The organism is Arthrobacter sp. Soil764 (assembly GCF_001428075.1).
Lineage (GTDB): Bacteria > Actinomycetota > Actinomycetes > Actinomycetales > Micrococcaceae > Arthrobacter.
Genome location: NZ_LMSI01000021.1, coordinates 103,233 through 116,695, shown reverse-complemented (window position 1 = coordinate 116,695; position 13,463 = coordinate 103,233). Strand labels below are relative to the sequence as shown.

The 13,463-nt window shown below is 66.7% G+C and carries 13 protein-coding genes and 2 pseudogenes; 5 read left to right on the top strand and 10 right to left on the bottom strand.

Going from position 1 to position 13,463, the window contains the following annotated elements:
- Nucleotides 1–307: 307 nt before the first annotated feature.
- Both ASG86_RS21220 and ASG86_RS14825 read right to left on the bottom strand, forming a co-directional pair.
- Nucleotides 308–2,191 (bottom strand): annotated as a pseudogene (locus tag ASG86_RS21220) (GDSL-type esterase/lipase family protein); the annotation flags it as partial.
- 424 nt (nt 2,192–2,615) lie between these two features.
- Nucleotides 2,616–3,050, bottom strand: coding sequence for a DoxX family protein (locus ASG86_RS14825; protein WP_056335873.1), 435 nt, complete (start codon nt 3,048–3,050; stop codon nt 2,616–2,618).
- Nucleotides 3,051–3,186: 136 nt separating this feature from the next.
- Here ASG86_RS14825 and ASG86_RS14820 point away from each other — a divergent pair, with 136 nt between their 5' ends.
- The 3 genes from ASG86_RS14820 to ASG86_RS14810 all read left to right on the top strand — a co-directional run bounded on the left by ASG86_RS14820 (nt 3,187) and on the right by ASG86_RS14810 (nt 5,674).
- Nucleotides 3,187–4,512 (top strand): MATE family efflux transporter, encoded by a 1,326-nt coding sequence (locus ASG86_RS14820; RefSeq protein WP_056335870.1) that lies wholly within the window; start codon nt 3,187–3,189, stop codon nt 4,510–4,512.
- 94 nt (nt 4,513–4,606) lie between these two features.
- Nucleotides 4,607–5,197 (top strand): hypothetical protein, encoded by a 591-nt coding sequence (locus tag ASG86_RS14815; protein ID WP_056335866.1) that lies wholly within the window; start codon nt 4,607–4,609, stop codon nt 5,195–5,197.
- A gap of 99 nt (nt 5,198–5,296) precedes the next feature.
- Entirely contained in the window at nt 5,297–5,674 is a 378-nt protein-coding gene (locus tag ASG86_RS14810; RefSeq protein ID WP_056335864.1) for a hypothetical protein, read from the top strand.
- 57 nt (nt 5,675–5,731) lie between these two features.
- On the opposite strand, the gene ASG86_RS14805 is transcribed toward ASG86_RS14810, so the two are convergent.
- Complete coding sequence (locus tag ASG86_RS14805; protein ID WP_056335861.1) at nt 5,732–6,277, bottom strand: CGNR zinc finger domain-containing protein; 546 nt, start codon at nt 6,275–6,277, stop codon at nt 5,732–5,734.
- A gap of 71 nt (nt 6,278–6,348) precedes the next feature.
- Between ASG86_RS14805 and ASG86_RS14800 the strand changes: the two genes are divergently transcribed.
- Entirely contained in the window at nt 6,349–7,395 is a 1,047-nt protein-coding gene (locus ASG86_RS14800; RefSeq protein ID WP_156386195.1) for an EamA family transporter, read from the top strand.
- A gap of 99 nt (nt 7,396–7,494) precedes the next feature.
- On the opposite strand, the gene ASG86_RS14795 is transcribed toward ASG86_RS14800, so the two are convergent.
- On the bottom strand, nt 7,495–7,758 hold the full coding sequence (locus ASG86_RS14795) for a WXG100 family type VII secretion target (RefSeq protein ID WP_056335858.1): 264 nt from the start codon (nt 7,756–7,758) through the stop codon (nt 7,495–7,497).
- Between the two features lie 212 nt (nt 7,759–7,970).
- Here ASG86_RS14795 and ASG86_RS14790 point away from each other — a divergent pair, with 212 nt between their 5' ends.
- On the top strand, nt 7,971–8,243 hold the full coding sequence (locus tag ASG86_RS14790; RefSeq protein ID WP_056335855.1) for a DUF2277 domain-containing protein: 273 nt from the start codon (nt 7,971–7,973) through the stop codon (nt 8,241–8,243).
- Nucleotides 8,244–8,247: 4 nt separating this feature from the next.
- Here ASG86_RS14790 and ASG86_RS14785 read toward each other — a convergent pair whose 3' ends face one another.
- The 6 genes and pseudogenes from ASG86_RS14785 to ASG86_RS20805 all read right to left on the bottom strand — a co-directional run.
- Complete coding sequence (locus ASG86_RS14785; protein WP_056335852.1) at nt 8,248–10,602, bottom strand: heavy metal translocating P-type ATPase; 2,355 nt, start codon at nt 10,600–10,602, stop codon at nt 8,248–8,250.
- Between the two features lie 27 nt (nt 10,603–10,629).
- Nucleotides 10,630–10,866 carry a heavy-metal-associated domain-containing protein gene (locus tag ASG86_RS14780; RefSeq protein ID WP_056335849.1) on the bottom strand — a complete coding sequence of 79 codons (237 nt, stop codon included), beginning with the start codon at nt 10,864–10,866 and terminating at the stop codon, nt 10,630–10,632.
- A 55-nt stretch (nt 10,867–10,921) separates the two neighbouring features.
- Nucleotides 10,922–11,287, bottom strand: coding sequence for a metal-sensitive transcriptional regulator (locus tag ASG86_RS14775; protein ID WP_056335846.1), 366 nt, complete (start codon nt 11,285–11,287; stop codon nt 10,922–10,924).
- Nucleotides 11,288–11,574: 287 nt separating this feature from the next.
- Entirely contained in the window at nt 11,575–12,087 is a 513-nt protein-coding gene (locus ASG86_RS14770) for a universal stress protein (RefSeq protein ID WP_056335843.1), read from the bottom strand.
- Nucleotides 12,088–12,176: 89 nt separating this feature from the next.
- On the bottom strand, nt 12,177–12,965 hold the full coding sequence (locus ASG86_RS14765) for a class F sortase (protein WP_056335840.1): 789 nt from the start codon (nt 12,963–12,965) through the stop codon (nt 12,177–12,179).
- Between the two features lie 101 nt (nt 12,966–13,066).
- Nucleotides 13,067–13,463, bottom strand: a pseudogene (locus tag ASG86_RS20805) (hypothetical protein); the annotation flags it as partial.

Here is a 13,463-nt window from a genome sequence, read left to right as displayed (position 1 = left end):
GAACCGATTCCAGGCCGGTGTTGTCGACGGCGGTGACGAAGTACTTGTAGTTCAGCCCTGCAAATGCGGTGGTGTCCCGGTATGCCGCGTCCTTCACGCCGGACGCGATGACCTGGGGTTCGGTCTCAAAGGATGCCTGCCGGAAGACCTTGTACGAATCCGCGTCAGGCACCGCGTCCCAGGCCAGGTCCACAGTGGGCGGTTCGGCTGCGGCATTGACAGCGGTGGTGTGGAGGTTGGTGGGCCCCACCAGCAGCGGGGTCACCTCCAGCCCGTTCAACCGCTGGCCGGAACCGCTGATGGTGAGGTTCAGTTGGCCGTCGGTGACCAGGACCTGGTTGATGATCTTGGTGGCGGACGAAGCCTTGCTGGAGGACACTTGTCCGAACGGCGTGCCCTCGGCGGCAACATCGGTCCTGGTGGAGCCGATCCAGTCGCTGTGGTAGGTCTTGAGCGCGTAGGTGCCGTTCGGCACGTCAAGCTGGAATTCGAAGCTGGACCCACTGAGCACGAAGTCGCGCAGGAGGTTGCTGGTGACGGCGCCCCGGTCCCGGTCGCTGAGCACGGAGATGTCCTTGAAGCCGAATCCACGCCCGGGTGTGTAGGGCATGGTCCGGTTGACTTCGGTGTAGCCGGGCTCCACCGGCGCTCCGGCCGGACCGAAGTCAAACTTGTACTTGGCCAGCTTTGTGGTGACCGCCAGTGGTGAGCTGGGCTCGGAGAGGCCCTTGCCGTTCATGGCCGCCACCCGGATGCTGTACGCCGTGCCCTCAGCAAGGCCTGCGAGGTTGGCGGTGGCTACCGTCGCCGTCGTGGTGAGTTTGTATTCGCTGTCCGGTTCGGCTGCCAGCTTCCGGTACACCTTGTAGATGTCCGCGCCGTCAACCGGCTGCCATTTCAAGAGCGCGCCGGCGTTCGAGATGCTGCCCGCCACCAGGCCCTGCGGCTGTGCGGGAACGGACGACGGCGGCGCGATTTCCTTGGCGCGCGCAGCAAGGGGAAGGTTGAGCTGCTTCACCCCGTTGGCCACCAGGCGTGCGATCTGGATGGCGCCGTACTCCTGGAAGTGCGTGTTGTCCACGGTTCCGGTGGGCCGGTTGGGGTAGATCCCGGCGTCCACATGAAGGAACACAGACTTGGTGTCCTCGGGTCCAATGGCGTCGTAGTAGGCGCGGCTGGAAGCGGAGAGATCCACCAGGGCCACGCTCTCCTCGGCTGCCAGCTCCTGCATCTTTGCGACGTATTCCGGGAAGCTGACGTTGAACTTGCCGGTGGCTTCGTCGTAATCGCGCCGGCCCACAGGGGTGACCAGGATGGGGACTGCGCCGCGCTGGCGCGCCCCGTGGACATAGGTCCGCAGGTATTCCTTGTAGTCGGCGGGGGAGGCGTAGCGGTCGTCAACGCCGATGGTGGCGTCGTTGTGGCCGAACTGCACCATCAGGTAGTCCCCGGGGTTGATCACGCGAAGGATCTCGTCCAGTCTGCCCTGGCTGATGAAGTTCTTGGAGCTCCGGCCGCCGATGGCATGGTTCCGGAACGTCACCGCACTGTCGAAGTAGCGGTCAATCATTTGTCCCCAGCCCGCCTGCGGAACGTACCCGGCATCGTAGGTCTGGACAGTGGAGTCGCCCGCAAGGTAGACGCCGGGGTCGGTGGTGGCCGTGCGGGGGGCCCGCGCAGCGATGACCAGTGAATTGATCTTGGCGGCAGTACCGCTGAAGTCGAGGTTGAGTTGTCCGTCCACCAGGGAGATGGGGAATTCCATCTCCAGGTATTGGCCTGCAGGCTTGTCCGTGGCCTGAACTTTGGCGATTTTCTCCGCGGTAATGGCGATGTTTGTCGCTTCCGTGGCGTCGCCGGCGATGAGCTTTACCGTGTAGTCGCCATTGGGCAGGTCAACCAGGAAGGTACTGCCCTGGGCCTGGACGAAGTCGGACCGGAGGGCATCACCCGTCCTGCGGTCAGCGCCGGAGGTGACGGTGGTGTCCGTAAAACCGAATTTTGCTGCCGCCGAATACTGCGCGCCGGCATCCACGGCTGTATAGCCCTCGGCGGTTGCGCCGGGGCCAAAGTCGAACTTGAATCCACTTCCCACGGGAGGCAGTGCAGTCTCGGCCTGGACCGCGGGCAGGCCGGTGAAGGCCAGGGCGGCTGACGCTGCTGTGGCCGTCAGCGCACGTACGGCAGACATGGCGGGGCGTCTGCGGGATGGCGGCCCTTCCGGGGGCCGGGGGATCGCTTGCGGGGGTTTGTTCACTGACATCTCCTTCGATGAGCGGCAAAGCGGTTCCCAGGGAGCGGTATTGGAACGATTCAAGTACGCGCCAGCGTTCCAGTTGGATCAAAGCGCGGGGAATGAGGTTCCGGGGAAATACCCGTTGTGGATAACTGAGACCTGGGTGCGGGTGATGCAGCTCTCGCTGCAACAACTTATGGTTTACCAGCCCTCACACCGCCTTAGCAAGCGTTTTCCCAACTTTCCCGACGGGTCCCGAATGTTCTGTCGGAGATGGGCCGGCGCGTCCGGAGGGCCTTGGGGCAGCGCCTTAAATGCCCGACGGCGGCCGGGCACCTTGGGTGGCCAGCCGCCGTCGGACGCTTTGGGGCAGGTGTTCCTAGGCCAGGACGGCCAGCCGGGAATTGCCGCGGCCGAAGAGGGCGCGGTCCAGGGAAAGCCGGCCGGCGCCGGTGAGTGCCAGGGCGAATGCGGCCGCCGCCAGGAGCAGGACGAGTTCGTAGCCGCCGTTGGCGGCAAAGACGCCGGCGGGAGCGTGCACCAGGAAGAGGGCGCCCAGCATGTCCAGGGCGAGGAGGGCGGCCACCACCCGGGTGAGGATCCCCAGGATGAGGGCAATGCCGCCCGCGAGTTCCAGTACGGCGATGGCGGGTGCCATGACCTCCGCTGCCGGTACGCCCATCTTGGCGAACGATGCCTGGGTGCCGGCGATGGTCCATTCATTGAACTTCTGCCATCCGTGGGCTGCGAACAGGAAGCCGAGGATGATGCGCAGGGCGGCGAGGGCGGTGGTGGTGAGTCGTGACTGGTTCATGGATACCACCCTCCCAAGCTAATAGTTGAACTGTCAACTAATTGTGACGGACTGTGGCCTTTCTCATGCCCCGGGCCTCACTGTCTCCGGTCACCATTAAGCTGGCACCGTGCCCCAACAACCCGCTCCCGCCGCCGTGACCGGCACCCAGGGCCATGCCCGCGAGATTCTCCGCCTTGCCGTCCCGGCCTTCGGCGCGCTGGTGGCTGAACCACTCTTCCTGCTGGCGGACTCCGCCATCGTGGGGCACCTTGGTGTTGCCCAGCTCGCAGGTGTGGGGCTGGCATCCGCGGTGCTGCAGACCGCCGTCGGACTCATGGTCTTCCTGGCCTACTCCACCACGCCCGCCGTGGCCCGCGCCATTGGTGACGGGCAGTTGGGCAAAGCCCTTGCGGCAGGGCGCGACGGCGTCTGGCTGGCATTGCTCCTCGGCGTGCTCCTCGCCGTGGCGGGCTTCGCGGCGGCAGAGCCGCTGATCGACCTGATGGGCGCCGAGGGAAGCGTCCGGACCTTTGCCATCGACTACTTCCGCTGGTCCATGCCCGGATTGGTGGCAATGCTCCTGATCTTCGCGGGCACCGGCGCGCTCCGCGGACTGCAGGATACCCGCACGCCGCTGGTGGTGGCCACGGCAGGATTCGCTGTCAATATCGTCCTGAATCTGTGGCTTGTGTACGGCCTGGGAATGTCCGTGGTGGGCTCGGCGGTGGGGACCAGCCTGGCACAGTGGGCCATGGCGGGTGTCTACGTGGTGATGGTGCGGCGCAGCGCCGTCCGGCATGGCGTCAGCCTGCTTCCCAGCTGGCGCGGGATCCGCAGCACGACGCGGGTGGGATCCTGGCTGATGCTGCGCACGCTCAGCCTGCGCGCCGCCATCCTGGCCACGGTGCTGGTGGTGACGGCCCAAGGCGAGGTCAACCTTGCCGCCCACCAGTTGGCCATGACCATCTTTTCCTTCCTGGCGTTCGCCCTGGATGCCCTGGCGATCGCTGCGCAGGCTCTCATTGGCAAGGAGCTTGGTGCGTCCAATGCGGACAGGGCCCGGCTGCTGACCCGGACGATGATCCGCTGGGGTGCGGGCTTCGGCGTGGTGACGGGCCTGCTGTTGGCAGCGGCCGCCCCGTGGGCCGGAGTGCTGTTCACCACGGATCCCGAAGTGCAGCAGGTGCTCACCATTGCCCTCTGGATCCTGGCGGCCGGGCAGCCGATCGCCGGCTACGTGTTTGTTTTGGATGGTGTGCTGATCGGCGCGGGGGACGCCCGGTACCTCGCCTTGGCGGGGCTGGTGAACCTTGCGGTCTACGCGCCGCTCCTGGCAGGGGTTGCGCTGTCGGGTGCTGCCGGCAGCGCCGGGCTCGCGTGGCTTTGGGTGGCCTTCGCGCTGGGGTACATGGCGGCGCGTGCCGTGACCCTTGGCCTGCGTGCCCGGTCGGACCGCTGGATGGTGCTGGGCTCTGCCTGACAGTGAGGTTCTGCCCTGGGGCGTGGCGCAGCATGACGATCCGGCGGGACGCAGCCCGGTTAGATCTTCGAGCTGCCGCCACTAAACTGGACCGGTGACGCAACCATCCACCCCCGCGGGCGCTGCTCCCGGAACCACGCCCCGTAACTACCTCTGGAAGCCGGTCCTGCTCCGCGCCGCCGTCGCCCTGGTGTTTGGTGCCATTACCGTCTTCTGGACGTCACCGTCCGTGGAGGTCATGGGCTGGGCCGGTGGACTCTACCTCCTGGCGTCCGGCCTGCTCTCCCTGCGGACCGTCCCTGCAGCCGGCTTCGCGCAGAATTCGGCGCCCGGCAAGCTGCTGTCCGCCGGCGCAGCCGTCCTGGCGGGCGCCGGTTTTGCCGTGCTCCTCCTGCACAGTGACCTGCTGTTCGGTGTGATCGCAGCCCTGGGCCTGGGCGTGGCCGGCATTCTCGAGCTTGCCTGCGGCCTGCAGTACAGGGGGCGCCATGATCTTGCCCGCGACTGGATCGCGTCCGGCGCGATCGGGATCGGAACTGCAGTGCTGTTGCCCTTCTTCATCAACCTGGGCGCCCATGCACTGCTGGGCGTGGCCGGTGGAGGCGCCATTATTTCCGGCGTCCTGTGGGTACTTTCCGGACTGACGCTGCGGCACGATGCCCGTGCCGGCGCGGGGAAGCCGTAAACTAGGAGGAGCGCCCTTCTACTTTGTGTAGAAAATCCGGCGCAACACCGTAATTCATAATCCAGGCCGCCCGTGCGCCGCCTGCAGGGAGGAACCACTGTGGCTGACCAGCATCAAGGAAAACCGCGCAGGCTGCGGACCTCGGTGAAGGGGCCGCTGATGTTTTCGGCATTCTGGGCCGTCGTCGCCTTCGTTGCAGTGCTGATCTTCGCCTCCGGGGGAAGCGCCCGCGCACCCCGGTTCGACCTTGCCTTCACCGCCGCCGGCATCGCCTTTATTGCCACCCTGGTGGTGGCCGCAATGCTGTCGATGAGCTACAAGGAGAACGCCGAACACCTGGGCAAGGGATCAGGGGTGAACCTGAGCTCGGCACCTAAGAGGCCATCCCAGGCACCCCCGGGCCACGGCTTTGGTGCTCCCGGCAGCCAGAACCCGCCCGCATCCGGCGAGGACACGGACGGCACGCCCCAGCGGTAGCTGCGGCACTTTGATGCCGCCGGAGCCCGGATCCCGGGACAACGTGCACCGTAACCGCTAACCGGCGGCAGCCTGCCGGGCCCGGTAGGCCGCAACATGCGCCCGGTTGGCACAGTTGCCGGTATCGCAGTACCGCTTGGACCGGTTGCGGCTCAGGTCCAGCACCGCCGCATCGCAGTCCTCTGACCCGCACACCCGCAGCCTCTCCATCTCCTTGCTGCGAATTACATCAGCCAGGGCCATGGCTGCCTCGGTGCTCATCCGGTCCGCAAGGGGTGCCTCCGGCGCCGTGGCATGAAGGTGCCAGTCCCATCCGTCGTGCTTCATCAGCTGCGGCAGCGCGTTGGCATCACGGAGCAGCCGGTTGACCGTCTCCACGGCGGCGTCCTCATCCGCCGTCCACAGTGCCCACAGTTCCCGCCGCAACTGCCGCACGCTTTCCAGTTCCCCGGCATCCCGGCTGCGGGAACCGGAAAATCCCTCCGCGGCCAGGAAGCTGTCCAGGTCCGCAACGGAGGCCAACCCTTCCCTGCCGTTTGCGGATGTGTTGATGAGGTTCAGCACCGTCCGCAGCGCCACTTCAGTGTCAGGGGCGAAAACCATGTTGACTCCTTACAGCACCCAAGCGTAGTGTCATGGGCGTTACCCCACTTTACTCCTGACAGGAGGCGACGGTGCCTGCCGCCCAAAACCACACTCCCGCACGGGAACTGCCCACCCGGCGTACCGGCTTCCAGGCCTCCGGGCTGGGTATGGCGCTGTTTTCCTCTGCTGTTTTTGGCCTGTCCGGATCCTTCGCCAAATCGCTGCTGGAAACCGGCTGGACGCCGGGGGCCGCCGTGACGGCCCGCCTGACGGGAGCCGCCCTGATCCTTGCGCTGCCCGCAGCATGGGCACTGAAGGGCCGCTGGGGCCAGTTGAAGGACAACTGGCTCACCATCGTGCTGTTCGGGCTCATTGGGGTGGCGGCTTGTCAATTGTTCTACTTCAATGCGGTGGCCCGGCTCTCCGTGGGCGTCGCGCTCCTGCTGGAGTACCTGGCCCCGGTAATTATCGTCCTGTGGCTCTGGGTCGCGAGCCGCCGGCGCCCGCGCGTTTTGACTGCGGGTGGGACGCTGCTGTCCCTGGCCGGGCTGGTGCTGGTCCTTGACCTGACCGGGGCCGTCAAGGTTGACCTGGTGGGTGTGCTGTGGGGCATGGCGGCCGCGGTCTGCCTGGCCATCTATTTCTTCATCACGGCAAAGGAAAACGACACGTTGCCGCCCATCGTGCTGGCCTCCGGCGGCCTCATGGTGGGTGCGGCGGTCATGTGGCTCGCTGCCGCCACGGGCCTGCTGCCCATGGCCTTCGGCACTGCGGACACAGCCCTTGGCCCATGGACCGTGCCATGGTGGGTTTCGCTTGCCGGGCTGGTGGTGCTGGCCACCGTCCTCGCGTACGTTTCGGGAGTGATGGCGGCCCGGGCCCTCGGCTCCAAAGTGGCGTCCTTTGTGTCACTCACCGAGGTGCTGTTCGCCGTGGTCTGGGCGTGGCTGCTGCTGGGGGAACTTCCCGGTGCCATCCAGCTCGTGGGCGGCCTGCTGATCGTGGGCGGGGTCATCCTGGTCCGGCTCGACGAGTTGCGTTTGTCCGCCGCTGCGGCTTTCAACGACGGCGGCAGGGGCACCCAAGTGCCGGCGTCGCCGCTGGACCACGCGAACGACGTCGAGCCCGTGCCCTAGGCGAGAAGGCCCGCCAAGCCAGGGGCCGCCGTCGGACGCCAACCAAAAAGGCAGGGACACCTTTTGGTGTCCCTGCCCCGCCAAAATGTGGCAATAAGCCTAGTTCGATGCCTGGCTCTGCTGCTCGGCGTTGCGCTTGGCCTGGCTGCCGGCTTCCTTCAGTGCCTCGGCAACCTTGGTCAGCATGGTGGTGTGGGTTCCGGACCACTCCTGGCGGAACTTGTCAGCGTCCGGGCCCTTCCAGTCGGTGCCGCTCAGGACCTTGGTAAGAGTGGACTTCTGCGTCTCGATCTCGGACGCCCCTGCCTGAAGCTTGCTGCCGAGCTGGCGAAGCTGCTCAACGTCTGCACCCCAAATAGCCATCAGTTTCTCCTTGTTAGGTAGTGGATCCGAACCAGATCGGCATCCCCAGCGGCCCCCCGGCTCATCCGGAAGATCCATTGCCTAAAACCTATCCCGGCCCCCCAACAGTGTCGATGGGCAGCCCTGCCCATGCCGGGCTCCCCATCGACGCCGGGTGAAGACCATGAAAAAGGGGGTCGATCCCAGGCGTTGGAAGAGCCTAGCATGGCGTTATGTGCCGGAATATCCGAACCCTCCACAACTTCGAGCCGCACGCCACGTCCGAGGAGGTGAATGCCGCCGCGCTGCAGTACGTCCGCAAGGTCAGCGGCAGCACCAAACCGTCCAAGGCCAACCAGGAGGCCTTTGACGAGGCCGTGCACCAGATAGCCCACATCACGCAGCACCTGCTGGATTCCCTGGTGACGCAGGCTCCACCGAAGGACCGGGAGGCCGAAGCGGCCAAGGCCAGGGCGCGCGCCGCGGTTCGTTACGGCGCCGCCTGAGTCCTCAGCGTTTCCCAAAGCTGCGCAGCCGCAGCGAGTTGGCCACCACCAGGACCGAGCTGGCCGCCATGGCCCCGCCGGCGATCATGGGGTTGAGCAGGCCCAGGGCGGCCACCGGGATGCCCACCGCGTTGTAGAAGAACGCCCAGAACAGGTTGGTTTTGATGGTGCCCAGGGTCTTCCGGGACAGTTCGATGGCCTGGGCCACCTGGGCGAGGTCGTTGCCCATCACGGTCAGGTCGGCGGCTTCGATGGCCACGTCAGTACCGGAGCCCATCGCAATTCCGAGGTCCGCCTGTGCAAGGGCTGCGGCATCATTGACGCCGTCCCCGGCCATGGCCACCGTGGCCCCGCCCGCCTGGAGCTTCCGGACTGCCTCCACCTTCCCTTCTGGCAGGACACCGGCCTGGACATCGTCCGGAGCGATGCCGACGGCGGCAGCCACCCGGGCGGCGACGGCGGCGTTGTCCCCGGTCAGCAGGATGGGCCGCAGGCCCAACGCCTTCAGCCGGTCGACGGCGGCGGCGGAACCTTCCTTGACACTGTCCCTGAGGCTGATGATTCCGGCCGGTGTCCCATCCACTGCGACGCAGATGGCCGTGGCGCCGCCCTCCTCGGCAGCCGCCAGCTGCGCATGCTGGCCGGCGTCCAGGGCAATGCCGTTCTGCTCCAGCCAGCCGCTCCGCCCAGCCATCACGCGCCTGCCCTCGACGGTCCCCGATACGCCACCGCCGGGGGCGGAACTGAACCCCTGGACTGCCGGCAAGTGAACTGCCGCCAAGCGCGCGGAAGGCGACGCGCCGCCGTCGTGCCCTGTATGGGCCAAAGGTGCGGCGGAAGCTGCTGCTGCCGCAATGGCGCGGGCCACCGGGTGCTCGCTGGCGGCTTCAACGGCCCCGGCGAGCCGGAGGACGTCCCCTTCCTGGAAGCCGGGGAACGCTGCCGTTGCGTCCACGGCCAGGACGCCGGTGGTGACCGTTCCGGTCTTGTCCAGCAGGATGGTGTCCACGGTTCGGGTGTCCTCCAGTACCTGCGGGCCCTTGATCAGGATGCCCAGCTGTGCACCCCGGCCGGTGCCCGTCAGCAGGCCAACCGGGGTGGCCAGGCCCAGTGCGCATGGGCAGGCGATCACAAGGACCGCGACGGCGGCCGTGAATGCCTCCCGCAGGTTGCTTCCGTCGGCTCCCGGGCCGGCGAGGACCAGCCAGAGGATGAACGTCAGGGCGGCGATGGCCAGGACCACCGGGACAAAGACGGCGCTGATGCGGTCGGCGAGCCGCGCGATGGGGGCCTTGCCGGTCTGTGCCTGCGATACCAGGCGTGCCATCTGGGCCAGCGTGGTTTCCGAGCCAACCCGTGTTGCCTTGACCAGCAGGCGGCCGGAGGTGTTGATGGTTGCACCGGTGACGCGGCTGTCCGGGCCCACTTCGACGGGGACGGACTCACCCGTGACCAGGGAGGCATCCACGGCGGAGGCGCCGTCCACCACCACGCCGTCGGTGGCGATCTTCTCGCCCGGCCGGACCACCAGGACATCGCCCACCTGCAGGCGGTCCGCAGGGATCTTCTCTTCCAGGCCGCCACGCAGGACGGTGGCGTCCTTGGCGCCCAGGTTCAGCAGGGCCTGGAGCGCGTCGCCTGCCTTTTGCTTGGCATTGGCCTCCAGGTACCGGCCCAGGAGCAGGAAGGTGGTGACCACCGACGCCACCTCGAAGTACAGGCCCCCGGGCATGCCCTCCATGCCGGGATGCTCCGTCATGCGGGGGTCCGCCAGCAGCTGCCACGCCGAAAACAGGTAAGCGGCCGCCACCCCGAGTGACACCAAGGTATCCATGGTGGAGGCCAGATGGCGCGCATTGACCGCTGCCGCCCGGTGGAAGGGCCAGGCCGCCCACGTGACCACCGGCAACGCCAGCACCGCCGCCGCCCAGCCCCAATTCGGGAACTGGAACGCGGGGACCATGCTGACAAGGAACACCGGGATGGTCAGCACCGCGGCGAGGATGAGGCGCGGGCGGAGCTGCGCGGCGACGCCGGACACTTGCTCTGCATGCTCGCTCGTTCCTCGCTTAGACGCATGCTGCCGCAAGTCCCCGCCATCGCCGGCCGGACGGCGCGGCGCACGGACGCTTGCGGTGTAGCCTGCAGCGTTCACCGTATCCACTAGCTGTTCGTCGGTGATGCCCTCTGGGACCGTGACGTAGGCGGATTCCAGCGGGAGGTTTACCGTTGCCGACACGCCGTCGAGCTTCCCGAGCTTTTTCTCCACCCGGTTGACGCAGGACGCGCAGGTCATCCCCTCGATGTCCAGTTCGACGATTCGGGTACCGGGTTGGTGCAGCAGTTCTTGGTGGCTCATGTCAGCTTTCCGGGGGTGTTGGGGCTTCTAGGCCTCGTTGGCGACGACCAGGTAGCCCGCCTCGGCGACGGCCTCCCCGATCTCGGAAGGGTGGAGTTCCTTGCTTGAGGTAATGGTCACTGTTGAAATGCCGCCGGCGTTCAGATCGACGTCCACTGCTTCAACGCCCTCCAGGGCTTCGAGTTCTTCACTGACGGCCGACACGCAGTGCCCGCAGGTCATGCCGGAGACGCTGATGGTGGTGGTGGGGGAGGTGGTGCTCATGGCTTGCTCCTTTGTAGGGTGCCGGCGGTGGCCGGGGTTTGGGTGTGGAATGGTGTCAGCGAAGGAGGCGGCCGATGGCGTCGGCGGCTTCCTTGACCTTGGCATCGATGGCCTCAGCGCGTGCTCCCGGGTCCGGTTCCGAGGCGGCACCCACCACGCAGTGGCCGATGTGTTCCTCGACGAGCCCGAGGCTGACGGCGTGCAGGGCCTTGGTGACGGCGGCAACCTGGGTGAGGATGTCGATGCAGTATTTGTCCTCATCCACCATCCGGGCAATGCCCCGGACCTGCCCCTCGATGCGCTTCAGCCGGCGAAGGTATGCATCCTTGTTTCCCGTGTAACCGTGGTGGGCTGCAGCGCCGGCCTCCGTGGCCGAGGCTTCACCTTCCAAGGCGGCGACGGCTTCTTCGATAGCGTTCATAGGTCGAACCTATACCCCGGAGGGGTATCGACGCAAGTACCCCCGAGGGGTATCCGGCAACGGTCCGGCCTGCGGTTTCAGGACACAAAAAAGCTCCGGAGTGCGTTATTGGGGGATACGCACTCCGGAGCAGCTCTTGGGCAATTCCGGTTACCAGTGGTGTGGACCGGCCTTGCTTGAATCAGCTTACTGGCTGGTACCGGCCCTGCGCCAGCACCACGAATAACTACTTTCGCTTTACTTTAAGCAGGCCTCCACCATGGGTATTTTCCCCGAAATCCTCCCGCTCAGGGCCTGTCCTCGTGGGCGGGCATCCGGTAGGGAACCACCAGCACAGGGCGGCCCTGGTGGTGGCTTAGCCATTGCCCCACCGAGCCGTTGAGTGCTTCGGAGAGCCGGTGCGTGAATCCGCGTTCAGAGGTGCCCACAATGATCATTGGGGCATCCACTTCGGCCGCCAGTTGGGCCAGGGCCCGGGCGGGGTCCCCCGAAAGGGTGCGGAAGGACCACTGGATGGGCCCGCCGTCGGACGGGAGCTTGTCCACTGCCGCCTGGACCTGTTCCTTCAACTCCGTTGTCAGCGCCAGCATGTCCTCATCTTTGTCCGGGTGCAGGGAAAGCCGGTGGGCGGAACGGGCGGGATCCCATTCCACCAGGTAGCTGGCTTCGTCCACGTAGGCGCAGACCAGCGGCGCGGAGAGCCGGGCCGCAAGCGTGGCCGCAGTCCGGAGAACCTCCGGGTGCTGTTTAGGCATGATTCCCATCAGCAGCGGGGCGACGTCGAAGTTTTCCCATGTCATGGTGACAATTGTCCGCCCGCCCTGCTGGCTGTGAACAGGTACGTTGGGCCCATAACTCCCCGGGTGCCAGGGGGCATGGCAGGAAGGACTCAGGACAATGCGGGGTACGCCGTGACCACCACGTTCTTGCCCCAGGGATCCTCGGTGTAGCAGCTGATGAGGACCAGCCGGTTGGGCACCATGTCCCAGACGGGGCTGTCTTTGAGCCCTGATTTCAAATAGGTGGTGACGCTGTCCACCTGGTAGCTGATGGTTCCGGCGGCTGTTTGCACTTCGAGCCGGTCGCCCACGGCTGCCGCTGAACTGAGGTGGTTGAAGGGAGCGTCCGCGCCCTCCCAGCTGTGGCCGATGATGTAGGTGGTGTTGCCGGAGCCGTTGCCCGGAACGCCAAACGTGGTGAGCCAGTAGCCGTCCTTGGTGGCTGGAGGTTCTATGGTCCGGCTGGACTGGGCTTCGCCGTCCAGGTCCAGCGGATGGATGGCCACGTCCACGGTCGCCGACGGGTAACGGATGCGGACCGGCTGGGCGGCCGGCGGAAGCTCTGGTCCCGGCGCAGCCTCCGTTGCCGTTCTGCCGGGGACCGGGTCCTGCAGCGCTGACCCATCCTGCAGGCCGGTTTCCGCGATGGGAGCCGCCCCGCTTCCTAAGCCAAGGCTGGCGGAAGCATTGCCGCCTGGAACCAGGGCTGCTGAGGCGGTGGCGTCTCCGTGTGCCCGCGGTGATGCCGGATGGAACGGCGCCGCCTGGAACAGGGGAGCGCCCAGGGTGAAGGACAGGAACGCGAGGAGCCCGCACAGCAGGATGGCCGCATCGCCCCGGTTCCAGCGGAGGATGCGGCGCCGCGTGGGCGCTGCATGCCGGCTTCGATCCTGGCGCATGGCACTCCTGACGGTTGGCGGGGTTGGAAGGAAGACGTCCTGCCGGGCACTGGCAGGACGCCTTCCTTGTCAAAGGGCCACTGGTAGTGGCGGTTTGCCGGCTAGCCGGCCTGCTCTGGACGGGTCCGGCGGCGTACGGCCACTGCTGCCGCTGCGGCAGCCATTGCTCCCACGCCTGCAAGCCAACCGGGGCCGGCGTCGGGTGCTCCCACCGCGGTTTGAGCGTTGTAGCCCTGGTTTGTGCCGACGCTGACCGGTGCTGCGGCCGGGGCGGCCTTTGGTGCTGCCTTTGGTACGGCGGCCACCTGCTTGGCAGGCACCGGCTGTGCGGGCGCAGCAGCCGGGGTTACGGGAGCAGTTCCACTGGTGGTGTCGCCGGTGTTGTTGGTTCCGGTGTTGGTGTCGCCGCCTCCGCCTCCGGTGTTGGTGTCGCCGCCTCCGCCTCCGGTGTTGGTGTCGCCGCCTCCGCCTCCGGTGTTGGTGTCGCCGCCTCCGCCT